Origin of the sequence: Pluralibacter sp., assembly GCF_019237635.1 — a bacterium.
GTDB lineage: Bacteria > Pseudomonadota > Gammaproteobacteria > Enterobacterales > Enterobacteriaceae > Enterobacter_B.
This window is the reverse complement of the sequence record NZ_JAFAGS010000020.1, coordinates 50,586-66,767: the sequence shown is the minus strand read 5'-3', so window position 1 is coordinate 66,767 and position 16,182 is coordinate 50,586. Positions and strand designations below refer to the sequence as shown.

General features: G+C 57.2%; 17 protein-coding genes. 15 read left to right on the top strand and 2 right to left on the bottom strand.

Annotation, left to right across the window (positions count from 1 at the left end; translation table 11 throughout):
- Together manA and JO226_RS02965 are read left to right on the top strand one after the other, a co-directional pair.
- The coding region (manA, locus tag JO226_RS02970; RefSeq protein ID WP_293489914.1) for a mannose-6-phosphate isomerase, class I at positions 1-632 on the top strand (632 nt) is incomplete at its 5' end.
- A gap of 113 nt (positions 633-745) precedes the next feature.
- Entirely contained in the window at positions 746-2,260 is a 1,515-nt protein-coding gene (locus JO226_RS02965; RefSeq protein ID WP_293489912.1) for a YdgA family protein, read from the top strand.
- A 30-nt stretch (positions 2,261-2,290) separates the two neighbouring features.
- Here JO226_RS02965 and JO226_RS02960 read toward each other — a convergent pair whose 3' ends face one another.
- Positions 2,291-3,319 carry a Mal regulon transcriptional regulator MalI gene (locus JO226_RS02960; protein WP_293489910.1) on the bottom strand — a complete coding sequence of 343 codons (1,029 nt, stop codon included), beginning with the start codon at positions 3,317-3,319 and terminating at the stop codon, positions 2,291-2,293.
- 173 nt (positions 3,320-3,492) lie between these two features.
- Between JO226_RS02960 and malX the strand changes: the two genes are divergently transcribed.
- The 3 genes from malX to add all read left to right on the top strand — a co-directional run bounded on the left by malX (position 3,493) and on the right by add (position 7,426).
- A complete protein-coding gene (gene malX, locus JO226_RS02955) occupies positions 3,493-5,085 on the top strand; it encodes a maltose/glucose-specific PTS transporter subunit IIBC (protein ID WP_293489909.1) in 1,593 nt (530 codons plus the stop codon).
- Between the two features lie 68 nt (positions 5,086-5,153).
- Entirely contained in the window at positions 5,154-6,326 is a 1,173-nt protein-coding gene (locus JO226_RS02950; RefSeq protein WP_293489908.1) for a MalY/PatB family protein, read from the top strand.
- Between the two features lie 98 nt (positions 6,327-6,424).
- Positions 6,425-7,426, top strand: coding sequence for an adenosine deaminase (gene add, locus JO226_RS02945; RefSeq protein ID WP_293489906.1), 1,002 nt, complete (start codon positions 6,425-6,427; stop codon positions 7,424-7,426).
- Between the two features lie 34 nt (positions 7,427-7,460).
- Here add and JO226_RS02940 read toward each other — a convergent pair whose 3' ends face one another.
- Complete coding sequence (locus JO226_RS02940) at positions 7,461-8,504, bottom strand: oxidoreductase (protein WP_293489904.1); 1,044 nt, start codon at positions 8,502-8,504, stop codon at positions 7,461-7,463.
- A 189-nt stretch (positions 8,505-8,693) separates the two neighbouring features.
- Here JO226_RS02940 and blr point away from each other — a divergent pair, with 189 nt between their 5' ends.
- The 10 genes from blr to nth all read left to right on the top strand — a co-directional run bounded on the left by blr (position 8,694) and on the right by nth (position 16,128).
- Complete coding sequence (blr, locus tag JO226_RS02935; protein ID WP_293489902.1) at positions 8,694-8,843, top strand: division septum protein Blr; 150 nt, start codon at positions 8,694-8,696, stop codon at positions 8,841-8,843.
- Positions 8,844-9,192: 349 nt separating this feature from the next.
- A complete protein-coding gene (gene ydgT, locus JO226_RS02930) occupies positions 9,193-9,408 on the top strand; it encodes a transcription modulator YdgT (protein ID WP_293489900.1) in 216 nt (71 codons plus the stop codon).
- Between the two features lie 81 nt (positions 9,409-9,489).
- Positions 9,490-9,930 carry a DUF2569 domain-containing protein gene (locus JO226_RS02925; protein ID WP_293489898.1) on the top strand — a complete coding sequence of 147 codons (441 nt, stop codon included), beginning with the start codon at positions 9,490-9,492 and terminating at the stop codon, positions 9,928-9,930.
- Between the two features lie 80 nt (positions 9,931-10,010).
- Entirely contained in the window at positions 10,011-10,592 is a 582-nt protein-coding gene (rsxA, locus tag JO226_RS02920) for an electron transport complex subunit RsxA (RefSeq protein WP_013366193.1), read from the top strand.
- Positions 10,592-11,170 (top strand): electron transport complex subunit RsxB, encoded by a 579-nt coding sequence (gene rsxB, locus JO226_RS02915; RefSeq protein ID WP_293489893.1) that lies wholly within the window; start codon positions 10,592-10,594, stop codon positions 11,168-11,170. The genes rsxA and rsxB overlap by 1 nt, the downstream gene beginning before the upstream one ends.
- Positions 11,163-13,109 carry an electron transport complex subunit RsxC gene (rsxC, locus tag JO226_RS02910; RefSeq protein WP_293489891.1) on the top strand — a complete coding sequence of 649 codons (1,947 nt, stop codon included), beginning with the start codon at positions 11,163-11,165 and terminating at the stop codon, positions 13,107-13,109. The genes rsxB and rsxC overlap by 8 nt, the downstream gene beginning before the upstream one ends.
- Complete coding sequence (gene rsxD, locus JO226_RS02905) at positions 13,110-14,162, top strand: electron transport complex subunit RsxD (RefSeq protein WP_293489890.1); 1,053 nt, start codon at positions 13,110-13,112, stop codon at positions 14,160-14,162.
- An 8-nt stretch (positions 14,163-14,170) separates the two neighbouring features.
- Positions 14,171-14,791, top strand: a complete 621-nt coding sequence (gene rsxG / locus JO226_RS02900) for an electron transport complex subunit RsxG (RefSeq protein ID WP_293489889.1) — start codon at positions 14,171-14,173, stop codon at positions 14,789-14,791.
- 3 nt (positions 14,792-14,794) lie between these two features.
- Positions 14,795-15,496 carry an electron transport complex subunit E gene (locus tag JO226_RS02895; RefSeq protein ID WP_293489887.1) on the top strand — a complete coding sequence of 234 codons (702 nt, stop codon included), beginning with the start codon at positions 14,795-14,797 and terminating at the stop codon, positions 15,494-15,496.
- Positions 15,493-16,128 (top strand): endonuclease III, encoded by a 636-nt coding sequence (gene nth, locus JO226_RS02890; RefSeq protein WP_293489885.1) that lies wholly within the window; start codon positions 15,493-15,495, stop codon positions 16,126-16,128. The genes JO226_RS02895 and nth overlap by 4 nt, the downstream gene beginning before the upstream one ends.
- Positions 16,129-16,182 lie beyond the last annotated feature (54 nt).

Sequence of the window (16,182 nt, the reverse complement as noted above, 5' to 3'; positions counted from 1 at the left end):
CCCTGTTCGCCAGCCTGCTCAACATGCAAGGTGAAGAGAAGTCCCGCGCGCTGGGCATTCTGCACGCGGCGCTGGACAGCCATCAGGGCGAGCCCTGGGACACCATCCGCTTTATCGCCCGCTTCTACCCGGACGACAGCGGCCTGTTCTCCCCGCTGCTGCTGAACGTCGTGAAGCTGAACCCGGGCGAGGCGATGTTCCTGTTTGCTGAAACGCCGCACGCCTACCTGAACGGCGTGGCGCTGGAGGTGATGGCGAACTCCGATAACGTACTGCGTGCCGGGCTGACGCCGAAATATATCGACATTCCGGAACTGGTGGCGAACGTCAAATTCACGCCAAAACCGGCAGCGGAACTGCTGACGACGCCGGTGGTTCACGACGCAGAGCTGGATTTCCCTATCCCGGTGGATGACTTTGCTTTCTCCCTGCACGAACTCAGCGCTGCGGGCAGCGAACTCGCCCAGCAGAGCGCGGCTGTCGTTTTCTGCGTTGAGGGGGAAGCCGTACTGCGTAAAAATGGTCAGTCTCTGGCGCTGAAACCCGGTGAATCCGCGTTTGTGGCGGCCAATGAATCCCCGGTGAACCTCAGCGGCGCTGGCCGGGTGGCGCGGGTCTTCAACAAGCTTTGATTACGGAACGCTTAAGTTACTGAACTTTTGGGCGAGTCTTGCTAAGCTTGAACTCAGCCTAATGACACAACAGGCGGACACATCCGCCTGTTTTTATTTTATGGACAAAAACTATGAAAAAATCGCTGGTCGCCGCAGGAATTATTATTGCTCTGGGAGTGGTGTGGACAGGAGGGTCCTGGTACACCGGTAAACAGCTGGAAACCCGAATTGCCGATATGGTTGCGCAGGCCAATGCGCAGTTAACCCGCACCGCGCCGGAAGCAGGCCTGACGCTTGCGTATCAGGATTACCAGCGCGGCGTGTTCAGCAGCCATTTGCAGCTGGTGGTAAAACCGGCTGAGGGCGCCAAAAACAGCTGGCTGAAGGCCGGACAGACCGTGGTGCTGGATGAAAAAGTCTCCCACGGCCCCTTCCCGCTGGCGTCCCTGAAATCCTTTAATTTCGCCCCGGCAATGGCCACCGTAGACACGGTGCTGGTGAATAATGAAGCCAGCAAGCCGCTGTTCGACCTCGCTAAAGGCCAGTCGCCGTTTGAGATACGCACCCGTATCAGCTACAACGGCGATACGCGGTCAGGTATCAATCTTAAGCCGTTAAACTTTGAAGACGGTACAGACAAAGTGACCTTCAGCGGCGGACAGTTCGACGTCGATGCCGACCAGCAGGGCAACGTCTTCTCCATCTCCGGTGAAGCGCAAAGCGGCCAGGTTAACGCCGTCAATGAGTACAACCAGAAGGTACAGCTGACCTTTAACAACCTCAAAACCGAAGGTTCAAGCCAGCTTACCCATTTCGAAGAACGCATCGGCAACCAGAAAATCACCCTCGATAAGCTGGCGATCGGCGTGGAAGGTAAAGAGCTGGCGCTACTGGACGGCACCGCGCTCGAAGGGAAAACTGAGCTGGCAAAAGACGGCAAGAGCGTCAATAGCCAGCTGAACTACACCCTCAACAGCCTCAAGCTCCAGGGACAGGATATGGGCAGCGGTAAGCTCTCCCTGAAGGTCGATCAGATTGACGGTCAGGCATGGCACCAGTTCAGCCAGCAGTACAATAGCCAGGTGCAGGCGTTGATGGGCCAGCCGGACATCATGCAAAACCCGGAACTGTACCAGCAGAAAGTCGCTGAAGCGCTGTTCGATACCCTGCCCGTCCTGCTGAAAGGCGCGCCGGTCATCACCGTGGCGCCGCTCAGCTGGAAAAACAGCAAAGGCGAAGCCACCTTTAACCTGTCGCTGCTGTTAAGAGATCCGGCGAACGCCACCGGCGAGCCGAAGACCCTGGCACAAAGCGTGGATCGCACCGTGAAATCCCTGGACAGTAAGCTGACGATTCCAATGGACATGGCGACGGAACTGATGACCCAGGTGGCGCGTCTGGAAGGCTATCAGCAGAGCGATGCTGAGAAGCTGGCGAGCCAGCAGGTTCAGGGGATGGCGGCGATGGGACAGATGTTCCGCATCACCACTCAGGAAAATAACGCCATTTCCAGCAGCCTGCAGTATGCCGATGGTCAGGTGACGCTGAACGGTCAGAAGATGTCGCTCGACGATTTTGTCGGCATGTTCGGCGGTCCGGATTTAGGTATTCCGGCCCCACAGGATGACGCGCCAGCGCAGCCATAACCGCACTACCCACCCCGGTTCCGGCCGGGGTTATTTCGTGCTGACCAGCCGCGGCGGCATTATCTGGTTCTTCACCGCATTCTTTCCGCTGTCGATGCGCTCCAGCATTCTTGCCGCCACGCTGTGTCCCATCTCACGGGCGGGCGTAATAACCCAGCTCATCGGCGCATCTTCCAGCGCATTTTCAGGCACTTCAGCAAACGCCGCCAGCGCGACGCGCTGCTCATAGTAGCTGGCGAGACTTTCATCCCCGCTCTGCCAGCCCGAACGCAACATGCCAAGCCAGGCGCCCATCGCCACCACGTTGTTATAGCACACCACTGCGGTGATCGTCGGGTTATGGCGCAACAGATGAGAAAAAGACTCAGCGGCCTGGCGCTGGCTGGATTCGCACTCCACCACCCATTCGCTGTGAAACGGCAGGTTATACTTGAACAGGGTTGCGCAGTAGCCGCCGACGCGTTCCGCGCGGGTGAGCGACGTGCTCTGACCACCGAGCCAGGCGATACGCTGATGCCCTCGGTGAATAAGATGCTCGGTCAGCATTTGCGCCGCCTGCATGTTGTCCGGGCGGATCAGGTCAACATCCTCGAGATAGCTGGCCCGGGAGGCGAACACCAAAGGCACCCGGCTCTCTTCGGCCTTATCACGTAGCTCAGAGGCCTTATCAACCGCCCCGGCGATCACCACGCCGTCAACGCCCTGCGACACCAGCGTGTCGAAGCGCTGCAGCATATGCTCGCCCTTGCCCCCGCCCTGGGTCAGAAACACCATCTTGCCCTGCGACTCCAGGGACTCAATCAGCCCGGCCGTCAGTTCGGTGTAAAACGGCGCGCTTAAATCACCGACGATAAGCCCAATAACCCCGGTTTGAGCGCCGCGCAGCGAGGCCGCCTGACGGTTACGCACAAATCCCAGCGCTTCAATGGCCTGATTCACCCGCTCGCCGGTTGCCATGGAGATCCGCCCTTTGCCGCTGAGCACCAGCGACACCGTGGCCACGGAAACCCCGGCCGCATGGGCTACGTCATTGATGGTGACCTTTTTTGCGATAGCCATTAACCGCACTCGCTCCTTTGCAGTAGATAAAACGTTTTATCAATATGTTGTCTTTATAAACGTTATTATCACTTGGTTATGTGATTTTCTTCGCACTAAAATTTGATAAAACGTTTTATCTTTCCGCTGCGCTCCAGAAAACAACAATCTCATTCAGTACAAGGAGTCGTTTTATGACGACGAAAGCAGCACCAAAAATTACACTGTGGGAGTTTTTCCAGCAGCTGGGCAAAACGTTCATGCTGCCTGTGGCACTGCTCTCCTTCTGCGGGATCATGTTAGGAATCGGCAGCTCGTTGAGCAGCCATGATGTCACCACCCTGTTGCCGTGGCTTGATACGCCGCTACTGCAGGCCATTTTTATCTGGATGAGTAAAGTCGGCTCCTTCGCCTTTAGCTTCCTGCCGGTCATGTTCTGTATCGCCATTCCGCTGGGGCTGGCGCGTGAAAACAAAGGCGTCGCCGCCTTCGCCGGTTTTGTCGGCTATGCGGTAATGAACCTCGCGGTCAACTTCTGGCTGACGGCGAAAGGGATCCTGCCGACCACCGATGCCGCAATTCTGAAAGCCAACAACATCCAGAATATCCTGGGTATTCAGTCAATAGACACCGGCATCCTCGGCGCCGTTATCGCCGGTATCGTGGTGTGGATGCTGCATGAACGCTTTCACACGATCCGCCTGCCGGATGCGCTGGCCTTCTTCGGCGGCACCCGTTTTGTGCCGATCATCACCACCGTGGTGATGGGGCTTGTCGGTCTGGCTATCCCGCTGGTATGGCCGTTCTTCGCCAAAGGCATCAACGCGCTGGGTCAGGTGATTAACAGCGCGGGAGACTTCGGTCCGATGATTTTCGGCACCGGCGAACGTTTACTGTTGCCATTCGGCCTGCACCACATCCTGGTTGCCCTGATTCGCTTTACCGAAGCGGGCGGTACTATGGATGTCTGCGGTCACAGCGTCAGCGGCGCGCTGACCATCTTCCAGGCGCAGCTCAGTTGTCCACAAACGCACGGCTTCTCGGAAAGCGCGACCCGCTTCCTGTCACAGGGTAAAATGCCAGCCTTCCTTGGCGGCCTGCCGGGTGCGGCGCTGGCGATGTACCACTGCGCCCGTCCGGAAAACCGTCATAAGATTAAAGGCCTGCTGATTTCCGGCGTCATCGCCTGCGTCATCGGCGGCACAACCGAACCGCTGGAGTTCCTGTTTCTGTTCGTCGCCCCGGTGCTGTACCTCATTCACGCCCTGCTGACCGGCCTTGGCTTTACTATCATGGCGGTACTTGGCGTCACCATCGGCAATACCGACGGCAACGTGATCGACTTCGTGGTGTTCGGGATCCTGCACGGTCTGTCCACCAAGTGGTACCTGGTGCCGGTCGTGGCGGCAGTCTGGTTTGCGGCCTACTACGCCATCTTCCGCTTCGCCATCACCCGCTTTAACATCAAAACGCCGGGGCGCGATATTGAAACCGCCTCCAGCGCTGAAAAAGCGGTTGCGGGCGTCACCGGGAAATCCGGTTACAACGTACCGGCCATTCTTGCCGCGCTGGGCGGGGCTGACAATATCACGACACTCGACAACTGCATCACCCGCCTGCGCTTGTCGGTCAACGACATGAGCAAGGTCGATGTGAACGCGCTGAAAGCCAACCGCGCCATCGGGGTGGTGCAACTTAATCAGCACAACCTGCAGGTGGTCATTGGTCCACAGGTTCAGTCGGTCAAAGATGAAATGGCCTCGCTGATGAACACCGTTCAGGCGTAATGCTCGCTTTCCCCCTTCATCCTGAAGGGGGAAAATGGATCTTCTCGTTTTCTGATAAGGACGCTGCCATGTTTGACTTTTCGACGGTCGTTGACCGCCACGGCACCTGGTGTACGCAATGGGATTATGTTGCGGATCGTTTTGGCGCACCGGATCTGCTGCCCTTCACCATCTCCGATATGGATTTTGCTACCGCGCCGTGCGTACTCGACGCGCTAACCCAACGCCTCTCGCACGGCGTTTTCGGCTACAGCCGCTGGAAGAACGATGAATTTCTCGGCGCTATCCGCTACTGGTTCAACCGCCGTTTTAACAGCGTGATTGACGCTGAGAGCATGGTGTACGGCCCGTCGGTTATCTACATGGTATCGGAAATGATCCGCCAGTGGTCTGAACCCGGCGACGGCATTGTGGTGCATACGCCAGCCTATGACGCCTTCTTCAAAGCCATTGAAGGCAACCAGCGGCAGGTCGCCGCCGTCCCCCTGCACCAGACGGCGGAGGGCTGGATGTGCGACATGAACGCGCTGGAAAGCGTGCTGGCCGAATCGCGAAACACCGTTCTGCTGCTGTGCAGCCCGCATAACCCGACCGGGAAAGTGTGGACCCGCGATGAACTCAACACCATGGCGTCGCTGTGCGACAAGCACGGCGTCAGGGTCATCAGCGACGAGATCCATATGGATATGGTCTGGGGCGAGCACCGGCATACGCCGTGGTGCGACGTCGCACGCGGCGACTGGGCGCTGTTCACCTCCGGTTCGAAAAGCTTCAATATTCCGGCGCTGACCGGCGCTTACGGACTGATTGGCAATGCGGATGCGCGCAACGACTATCTTAACGCGCTGAAAGGCCGCGACGGTCTGTCGTCCCCGTCGGTCCCCGCGCTGGTCGCCCATATCGCCGCCTATCAGCAGGGAGAACCCTGGCTGGACGCCCTGCGCGATTATCTACAGGAAAATATGCGCTACATCGCCACAGCGCTAAACCACGCTTTCCCTGAATTGTACTGGCAGCCGCCGCAGTCGACCTACCTTGCCTGGATCGATCTTCGCCCGCTAAACATTGACGACCGTCTGCTGCAAAAAGTGCTGATTGAGCAGCAAAAAGTCGCCATCATGCCGGGATATACCTATGGTGACGAGGGTAACGGTTTTATTCGCCTCAACGCCGGCTGCCCGCGAAGCAAACTGGAGCGCGGCGTACAGGGGTTGATAAACGCCATTCACGCCCTGCGCTAATATCCATTGCGCAACGCCAATTTAGGTTGCGCAATAGCTTTTTACCCCGTTTTATTTTTATAATAGGCCGCACTTTAACAATAATTCAGAGTGCGACCATGATTGATACCAACCTGCCTTTAACTGACATTCACCGCCACCTTGATGGCAACATCCGCGCACAAACGATCCTTGATCTTGGCCGCCAGCATAATATCGCGCTGCCCGCCTCGACGCTGGACGCCCTGCTGCCGCATGTGCAGGTCACCAGTAATGAGCCGGACCTGGTCAGCTTCCTCAGCAAACTGGATTGGGGCGTGAAGGTGCTGGCTTCGCTCGAGGCCTGCCGTCGCGTCGCCCGCGAAAACATTGAAGATGCCGCGCGCAACGGTCTGCACTATGTCGAACTGCGCTTTTCTCCGGGCTATATGGCGATGACTCACCAGCTACCGGTCGCGGGCGTGGTTGAAGCGGTGATCGCGGGCGTTCGTGAAGGTTGCCGCGAATTCGGTGTTGAAGCGCGCCTTATCGGCATTATGAGCCGCACCTTCGGCGAAGCGGCATGCACCCAGGAACTGGAAGCGCTGCTCGCTCACCGCGACGGCATCACCGCGCTGGATCTCGCCGGTGATGAGCTCGGCTTCCCCGGCAGCCTGTTCCTCAACCATTTTAACCGCGCGCGCGATGCTGGCTGGCATATTACGGTCCATGCCGGTGAAGCGGCGGGTCCGGAAAGCATCTGGCAGGCAATTCGCGAACTCGGCGCCGAGCGTATCGGCCACGGCGTGAAAGCGGTTGAAGATCGCGCGCTCATGGATTTCCTGGCCGAACAGCGCATCGGTATCGAATCCTGTCTCACCTCCAACATTCAGACCAGCACCGTCGCCACTCTGGCGCAGCATCCGCTGAAAACGTTCCTTGAGCACGGCGTGCTGGCAAGTATCAATACCGACGATCCGGCCGTTCAGGGCATCGATATTATTCACGAATACACCGTGGCGGCCCCTGCCGCAGGATTATCCCGCGAGCAGATCCGCCAGGCGCAGATCAATGGTCTGGAGATTGCCTTCCTGACGCCGCAGGAGAAACAGGCGCTGATTGCCAGGGTGCAAAAAGCGTAATCATGAGCAAGCCGCTCACAATGAGCGGCTTGTTTTAGCGGGTAAGACACAGCGTGGCGCGGCGTTTCGCCGATTCGATGCCCAGCTCAATCAGCTCCATTATCTGAATCGCCTGGCTGGCCGGTACCGGGTTCTCGGCGTTACCGTTTAGCGCATCGCGGATCCCGGCATAATAGGCCGGATAATTTCCCGGCACCGTAAGCCATGTCTCCTCGACGCGATCTTCGCCCTCTACGCGGGTAACCACCCCGTCGCGCATGTCGTAACCCCAATCCTCCAGCGGTGGACGCTCACCGCTTTTCAACCGATCCTCCTGCGGATCGAGGCCATATTTTACGTAACTCGCCCGGGAACCATGCACGATGTAGCGCGCGGTCTCTGCGGCGGCAAGCAGTGTGGCATGCAGCACGACGCGACGTTGCGGATAGGCCAGCACCGCATGGAAATAATCCGTGGACTGCGCCCCGGGCCGCAATTGCGCCAGGTCCACCGTCAGACTGACCGGCAGGCCGAACAGCGAAATGGCCTGATCGAGCAGGTGCGGACCTAAATCGTACCAGATGCCGCTGCCTGGACCGCCCTGTTCTCGCCAGCGGTTTCGTACCTGCGGGCGGTAACGGTCAAAATGGGATTCAAACCAGGTGATTTCGCCCAGCGCCCCTTCAGCAATGAGCGCCTTGATAGTCAGAAAATCGCTGTCCCAACGGCGGTTATGAAACACCGACAACAACCGTCCAACGCTGTGCGCCAGGCTATCAAGTTCCCTTGCCTGTGACAGTGTCACGGTAAACGGTTTGTCGACCACGACATGCTTCCCGGCCTCCAGCGCCGCTTTCGCTAGCGGATAGTGCGTATCATTGGGTGTTGGAATGACGATAAGGTCGATATCAGGGTCGTTGAACAGGTTTCTGGGATCAGAGACCACCTTCACGGTCGGCCAGTCTGCTTTTACTTTGGTCTCATCACTGCTGAAAACCGCCGCCAGCGTCATGCCCGGCGTTCCGCTGATAAGCGGAGCATGGAACGTCTTACTGGCATAACCGTAGCCGATTAATCCAACGCGGATCGTGTCACTCATAGTGCAACCTCTCCTCGGGGTAAGCGTTAAAGGCACATTTACAGCCGTTTAGGGACAGTATATGCCCCGGGGAGGACGACTGACGCCTTTTCCGCAACAATAATGCGGAAACCATGCAATCAACACTTGCGTTACGCCAGGTGCCTGGTAACATTTAGTCCCTGTTTATTTTTACTTTATTTTTAAACTATGGCTCTCGTATTGACCCGGATTGTCGAACTGGTAGGTTGGGTGGTTCTTGGTGTTTCCTTGCTTTTACTGATCGTGGCGCACCATATTGATAATTACCAACCTCCCGAACCCACGGCAGCCGTACAAAAAGGCCCCCACACATCTTAACGATGATACTGGCCCCCAGGCCTCACCGGCTTCAGTCGGTGAGGCCTGTCTGACCTCAGCCGCAAAATATTTTTTTGGTATCAATTCACCATTGCCAGCCATGGAGAACAGCGTTACCCTTCTTCCCCAGGCATTGACTGGCGCCTGACTTTCGTATTCGTATTAGAAAACTCCTATTTTGGATTTTATGTTAACGGAAAGCTTTTCCGTTGTTGTATTTGGTTTTTATACCCGAAATAATTCACGGGTACCCAAAACTTTTCCATTCCCGAAACTGCCACCCTGAATTGCTTTTATCAGGGGGATATTCGGCTTCAGAAATCACATTATAAAATGGATACGCACTAACATGACCGTTCAGGATTATTTACTCAAATTCCGTAAAATCAGCTCTCTTGAAAGTCTGGAAAAACTGTTTGATCATCTTAACTACTCGCTGACTAACACCGACGAGATTGTCAATATGTACCGTGCTGCGGATCATCGCCGCGCCGAACTCGTCTCCGGCGGTCGCCTGTATGACGTGGGCCGGGTACCAAAATCCGTTTGGCATTACGTGCAATAAGGCTGTTATCCCGGGCGTCAGTTGCTTATACTTCTCCTCCATTTTTAACGCATTGACTGGCGCCCATTTTCAGGAGAAGTCATGTCCGAAAATTCTGCAGAACGTATCGGCGGGTGGCTGATCGCCCCACTGGCCTGGCTACTGGTCGCGCTGCTCAGCGCAACGCTGGCTGTCTTCTTATACGCCGGCGCGCTTATCTCTCCCCAGACACTGCCCGCGATACGCGCATTAAGCCAGGGAAATATGATCCTCTGGGGGCTCTCGTTCTTATTCGCCGCGGCAATGTGGTATTATACGTTCTGGTTAACTATCGCTTTTTTCAAGCGCCGTGCGCTGGTGCCGAAGCACTACATTATCTGGCTGCTGATTTCAGTGCTGTTAGCGGTCAAAGCTTTTGCGTTTTCTCCGGTTTCCGACGCACTTGCGCTGCGCCAGTTGCTGTTTCCTCTGCTGGCTGCCGCCTTGCTGGCACCCTATTTTAGACGCTCGGCGCGCGTAAAGCGCACCTTCGTTAACCCGTAAATAACCCCACAGATAATCTGTTGTCGCCTTTTGTGGTTTGACCGATAATAGGCGGCTTTTTTTTGGTTTCAGGTCGAATAATGACTGATTACTTACTGCTCTTTATCGGTACTGTCCTGGTCAATAACTTCGTATTAGTGAAGTTTCTTGGACTGTGCCCGTTTATGGGTGTTTCCAAAAAGCTGGAAACTGCCATGGGAATGGGACTGGCCACCACCTTTGTGATGACGCTGGCGTCTATCTGCGCCTGGCTGATTGACACCTGGATCCTGATCCCGCTCAACCTTGTCTATCTGCGCACAATGGCCTTTATTCTGGTGATTGCCGTCGTGGTGCAATTTACTGAAATGGTGGTGCGTAAAACCAGCCCGGCGCTGTATCGCCTGTTGGGTATTTTCCTGCCGCTTATCACCACCAACTGTGCGGTACTTGGCGTTGCCCTGCTGAACATCAACCTTGGCCACAATTTCATGCAATCGGCCCTGTATGGTTTCTCGGCGGCAGTCGGTTTCTCCCTGGTGATGGTGCTGTTTGCCGCCATTCGCGAACGCCTGGTTGTCGCCGATGTTCCTGCGCCGTTTCGCGGTAATGCGATTGCGCTGATTACCGCCGGTCTGATGTCTCTGGCCTTTATGGGCTTTAGCGGTCTGGTGAAATTGTAATGAACGCAGTGTGGATAGCGATTATCGCCCTTAGCCTTCTCGGCCTGCTGTTTGGCGGCATTCTCGGGTATGCCTCGCGCCGATTTGCCGTCGAGGACGATCCGGTCGTCGAAAAAATTGATGAGTTGTTGCCGCAAAGCCAATGTGGGCAGTGCGGATACCCGGGCTGCCGTCCGTACGCGGAAGCCGTTGGCTGCCAGGGCGAGAAGATTAATCGCTGCGCCCCCGGCGGCGAGGCGGTGATGCTGAAAATTGCGGAACTGCTGAACGTCGATCCTCAACCCGCCGACGGCGATGAGGCAAGTCAGGAACCTGTGCGCGTACTGGCGGTTATCGACGAGCCTAACTGTATTGGCTGCACAAAGTGCATCCAGGCCTGCCCGGTCGATGCCATCGTCGGCGCGACGCGCGCGATGCATACCGTCATCAGCGATCTGTGTACCGGCTGCAATCTTTGCGTTGCGCCATGTCCCACACAGTGCATCACTCTGCAACCGGTCAAGACCACAACGGAGACCTGGAAATGGGACCTGCAAACCATTCCGGTCCGTATTATTCCTGTGGAACATCATGCTTAAGTTATTTTCTGCGTTTAAAAAGGACAAAATCTGGGACTTTGATGGCGGGATCCATCCACCTGAAATGAAAACCCAGTCAAATGGCACGCCGTTACGCCAGGTCCCGCTGGCGCAGCGCTACGTCATTCCGTTAAAGCAACACAGTGGCGCTGAAGGTGAGCTGTGCGTCAGCGTTGGCGACAGCGTTCTGCGCGGTCAGCCGCTGACCCGCGGCTGGGGGCGTATGCTGCCGGTTCACGCGCCGACCTCTGGCGTCGTCATCGCTATTGCTCCCCACTCCACCGCGCATCCGTCCGCGCTGGAAGAGCTCAGCGTCATTATTGAAGCCGATGGTCACGACACGTGGTTTGAGCGCGACGGCTGGAGCGACTGGCAGAATAAAACGCGCGATGCGCTTATCGAGCGAATTCATCAGTTCGGCGTGGCCGGTCTCGGCGGCGCAGGCTTTCCGACTGGCGCCAAGCTGCGGGGCGGCGGCAATAAGATAGAAACCCTCATTATTAATGCCGCCGAGTGCGAACCCTATATCACCGCCGACGATCGCCTGATGCAGGACTGCGCGGCGCAGATCGTGGAAGGGGTCCGCATCCTTGCGCACATTCTGCAGCCTAAGCAGGTGCTGATCGGCATTGAAGATAATAAGCCGCAGGCCATCTCCATGATGCGCGCTGTACTGGCCGATGCCCATGGCATCAACCTCAGGGTAATCCCCACCAAATATCCCTCCGGCGGTGCAAAGCAACTGACACAAATTCTCACCGGCAAGCAGGTACCGCACGGTGGACGCTCTTCCGATATTGGCGTACTGATGCAAAACGTCGGTACGGCGTTTGCCGTAAAACGCGCGATCATCGACGGCGAGCCGCTGACGGAGCGTGTGGTCACCCTGACCGGTGAATCGGTCGGACGTCCAGGCAACGTCTGGGCACGGCTGGGGACGCCGGTGCAACATCTGCTCGCCGACGCCGGATTTTGCCCGTCGGCAGAACAACTGGTCATTATGGGGGGGCCGCTCATGGGCTTTACCCTGCCCTGGCTGGACGTACCGGTGGTGAAAATAACCAACTGCCTGCTGGCGCCGTCGCCGTCGGAAATGGGCAAGCAGCAGGAAGAAAAAGGCTGTATCCGCTGTAGCGCCTGCGCGGATGCCTGCCCGGCAGACTTACTGCCGCAACAGCTTTACTGGTTCAGTAAAGGCCAACAGCACGATAAAGCGCAGACGCATAACCTGTCAGATTGCATTGAGTGCGGCGCCTGCGCCTGGGTTTGCCCAAGCAATATCCCGCTGGTGCAGTACTTTCGTCAGGAAAAGGCCGAAATTGCCGCTATCCGTCAGGAAGAGCAGCGCGCCGCAGAAGCCAAAGCGCGCTTCGAAGCCCGCCAGGCAAGACTTGAACGCGAGAAAGCCGCCCGTCTTGAGCGCCATAAGCAAGCGGCCGTACAGCCCGCAGCGCAGGATCAGGACGCCATTAACGCGGCGCTTACCCGCATCCGAGAGAAAAAACAGCACGCGGCGCAGCCTATTGTTGTTCTGGCCGGGGAAAAGCCGGATAACAGCGCGGTTATCGCCGCCCGCGAGGCGCGCAAAGCGCTGGCGCGAGCGAATCAGGAAAGCAAAACCCAGCCTGCTGGAACGGTCGAAGCGGCAGAACCTGCAGCACAACACGCAGACCCGCGCAAAGCGGCCGTCGAAGCCGCCATTGCGCGAGCCAAAGCGCGTAAAGCCGCGCAGGAGCCCGCTCCGGCGACTGAAGTTACGCCAGCCGATCCGCGTAAAGCGGCCATTGAGGCCGCGATTGCCCGCGCGAAGGCACGCAAAGCAGAACAACAACAAGAAGCGGCTGCCGTCAATGACGATCCGCGCAAAGCCGCAGTCGCTGCGGCGATAGCCCGCGTCCAGGCAAAGAAGGCCGCGCAAAAGGCCGTCAACGAGGAATAAATGGTTTTTAAAATCGCAAGCTCCCCATACACCCATAACCATCGTCAGACATCGCGTATTATGATGTTGGTTATCCTGGCCACCGTGCCGGGTATTGCCGTGCAAACCTGGTTTTTCGGTTGGGGTACTCTGCTGCAGCTTATCCTTGCAGCGGCCACTGCCTGGGCGGCTGAAGCCCTGGTGCTCCGTCTGCGTAAACAGCGCATCGGTCAGACCCTGAGTGATAATTCCGCCCTGTTGACCGGCCTGCTGCTGGCGGTCAGTATTCCGCCGTCGGCGCCGTGGTGGATGATCGTGCTCGGCACCGCCTTTGCCGTCATTATCGCCAAACAGCTGTATGGCGGTCTGGGCCATAATCCCTTCAACCCGGCCATGATCGGCTACGTGGTGCTGCTGATTTCGTTCCCGGTGCAAATGACCTCCTGGCTGCCGCCGCATGACATTGCCGCCGCTACGCCCGGCCTGTGGGATAGCGCGCAAATTATCCTTTTTGGTCATACCTCTGCGGGCGCAGATATCAACTCGCTGCAAATGGGCATTGACGGTATTAGCCAGGCCACACCGCTGGATACCTTCAAAACCTCGCTACATGCGGGCCATCGCGTTAACGACATTCTCCAGTTTTCCATTTACCGCGGCGCCCTGGCGGGCGTGGGCTGGCAGTGGGTTAATATTGCCTGGCTTGTCGGCGGACTCTTCCTGATGTGGAAAGGCGCCATTCGCTGGCATATCCCGACCAGTTTTCTGCTGAGCCTGGCAATATGCAGTACGCTCGGCTGGATAGCGTCCCCTGAAAGCATGGCGTCCCCGCAGATTCATCTGTTGTCCGGCGCCACCATGATCGGCGCGTTCTTTATTCTGACGGACCCCGTTACCGCCTCGACGACCAACCGGGGACGCCTGATGTTCGGCGCGCTGGCGGGCCTGCTGGTCTGGCTGATTCGCAGCTTCGGCGGCTATCCGGATGGTGTTGCATTCGCCACCCTGCTGGCCAATATCACCGTGCCGCTGATTGATTACTACACCCGCCCACGCGTATACGGCCATCGCTGAGGAACATCATGCTGAAAACCATACGTAAACACGGCGTCACGCTGGCGCTGTTTGCCGCTGGCGCCACCGGGCTGACCGCCGCCATCAACCAGTTAACGAAGAGCACCATCGACGTCCAGGCGGAAAAACAGCAGATGACGCTGTTTTCTCAGGTGCTGCCGCAGGATCGGTATAATAATAATTTGTTGAAAAGCTGCTATGTGCTCAACGCACCGGCCTTAGGCAAAGGCAGCCACAAGGTGTATATCGCCATAATGGATAGCACGCCGGTTGCCGCAGTGATGGAAGCAACCGCCCCGGACGGCTATTCTGGCAATATTCAGTTGCTGGTCGGCGCGGATTTTAAAGGCACGGTACTGGGGTCCAGGGTGACGGAGCATCATGAGACGCCAGGACTTGGCGATAAAATTGAACTGCGCCATTCTGACTGGATCACCCATTTTGCCGATAAAGTGATTGGCGGCGCGAGTGACCGCCACTGGGCAGTGAAGAAAGACGGCGGTGATTTCGACCAGTTTACCGGCGCGACCATTACGCCACGGGCGGTGGTCAATGCGGTTAAACGTGCGGGACTGTTCGCCGAAACGCTACCGTCTCAACTCAATACCCTGTCCCCCTGTGAAGAGTAAATCATGAGCGAAATTAAAGACATCATCGTCCAGGGGTTGTGGAAAAATAACTCGTCGCTGGTGCAGTTGCTGGGAATGTGCCCACTGTTGGCGGTGACCTCAACGGCGACCAACGCCCTTGGGCTTGGGCTTGCCACGACGCTGGTGCTGACGTTAACCAACCTGACGATTTCCCTGCTGCGGCGCTGGACGCCCTCAGAAATCCGTATCCCCATTTACGTCATGATCATCGCCTCGGTGGTGAGCGTGGTGCAAATGCTGATCAACGCCTACGCCTTCGGCCTGTACCAGTCACTGGGCATCTTTATTCCACTGATTGTGACCAACTGCATCGTCGTCGGCCGTGCGGAAGCATTCGCGGCGAAAAAAGGCCCCGCGCTCTCGGCTCTTGATGGGTTTTCCATCGGGATGGGCGCCACCTGTGCGATGTTTGTCCTCGGGTCGCTGCGCGAAATCATCGGCAACGGTACCCTTTTCGACGGCGCGGACAGCCTGTTAGGAAGCTGGGCGAAGGTGCTACGTATTGAGGTATTCCACACCGACACGCCGTTCCTGCTGGCAATGCTACCGCCTGGCGCCTTTATTGGCCTTGGCATGCTGCTCGCCGTAAAATACCTGATAGACGAACGCGCGAAGCGTCACGCCAGCGCACGCCCACAAAGCGTCGACGTTACCGTAAACACCACCCCAGGGAAGGCCTCATGAATAAAGAGAAGCGGCTCGAAATTCTGACCCGGTTACGCGATAACAACCCGCATCCAACGACAGAACTGAACTTCACCAGCCCTTTCGAGCTGCTGATCGCGGTGCTGCTGTCCGCGCAGGCAACAGACGTCAGCGTCAACAAAGCCACGGCGAAGCTTTATCCGGTGGCGAATACGCCGCAGGCGATACTCGAGCTGGGGGTTGACGGCGTAAAGGAATATATTAAGACCATCGGCTTATTTAACAGTAAAGCCGAAAACGTGATCAAAACCTGCCGCATCCTGCTGGAACAGCATGGCGGGACTGTGCCTGAAGACCGCGCGGCGCTGGAAGCGCTGCCAGGCGTTGGGCGTAAGACTGCTAACGTGGTACTGAATACTGCATTTGGTTGGCCGACCATCGCCGTCGACACCCACATCTTTCGCGTCTGCAACCGTACCAACTTCGCCCCTGGCAAGAACGTCGAACAGGTGGAGGAGAAACTGCTCAACGTCGTTCCGGCGGAATTTAAAGTCGACTGCCACCACTGGCTGATTCTGCATGGCCGCTATACCTGCATCGCCCGGAAACCGCGCTGCGGCTCATGCCTGATTGAAGATCTCTGCGAATTCAAAGAGAAGGTCGAGCTCTGATCGCAGCACATTCGATCGCCGCCCTCCCCGGCGGCGGTCTCACCCGCTATCTGA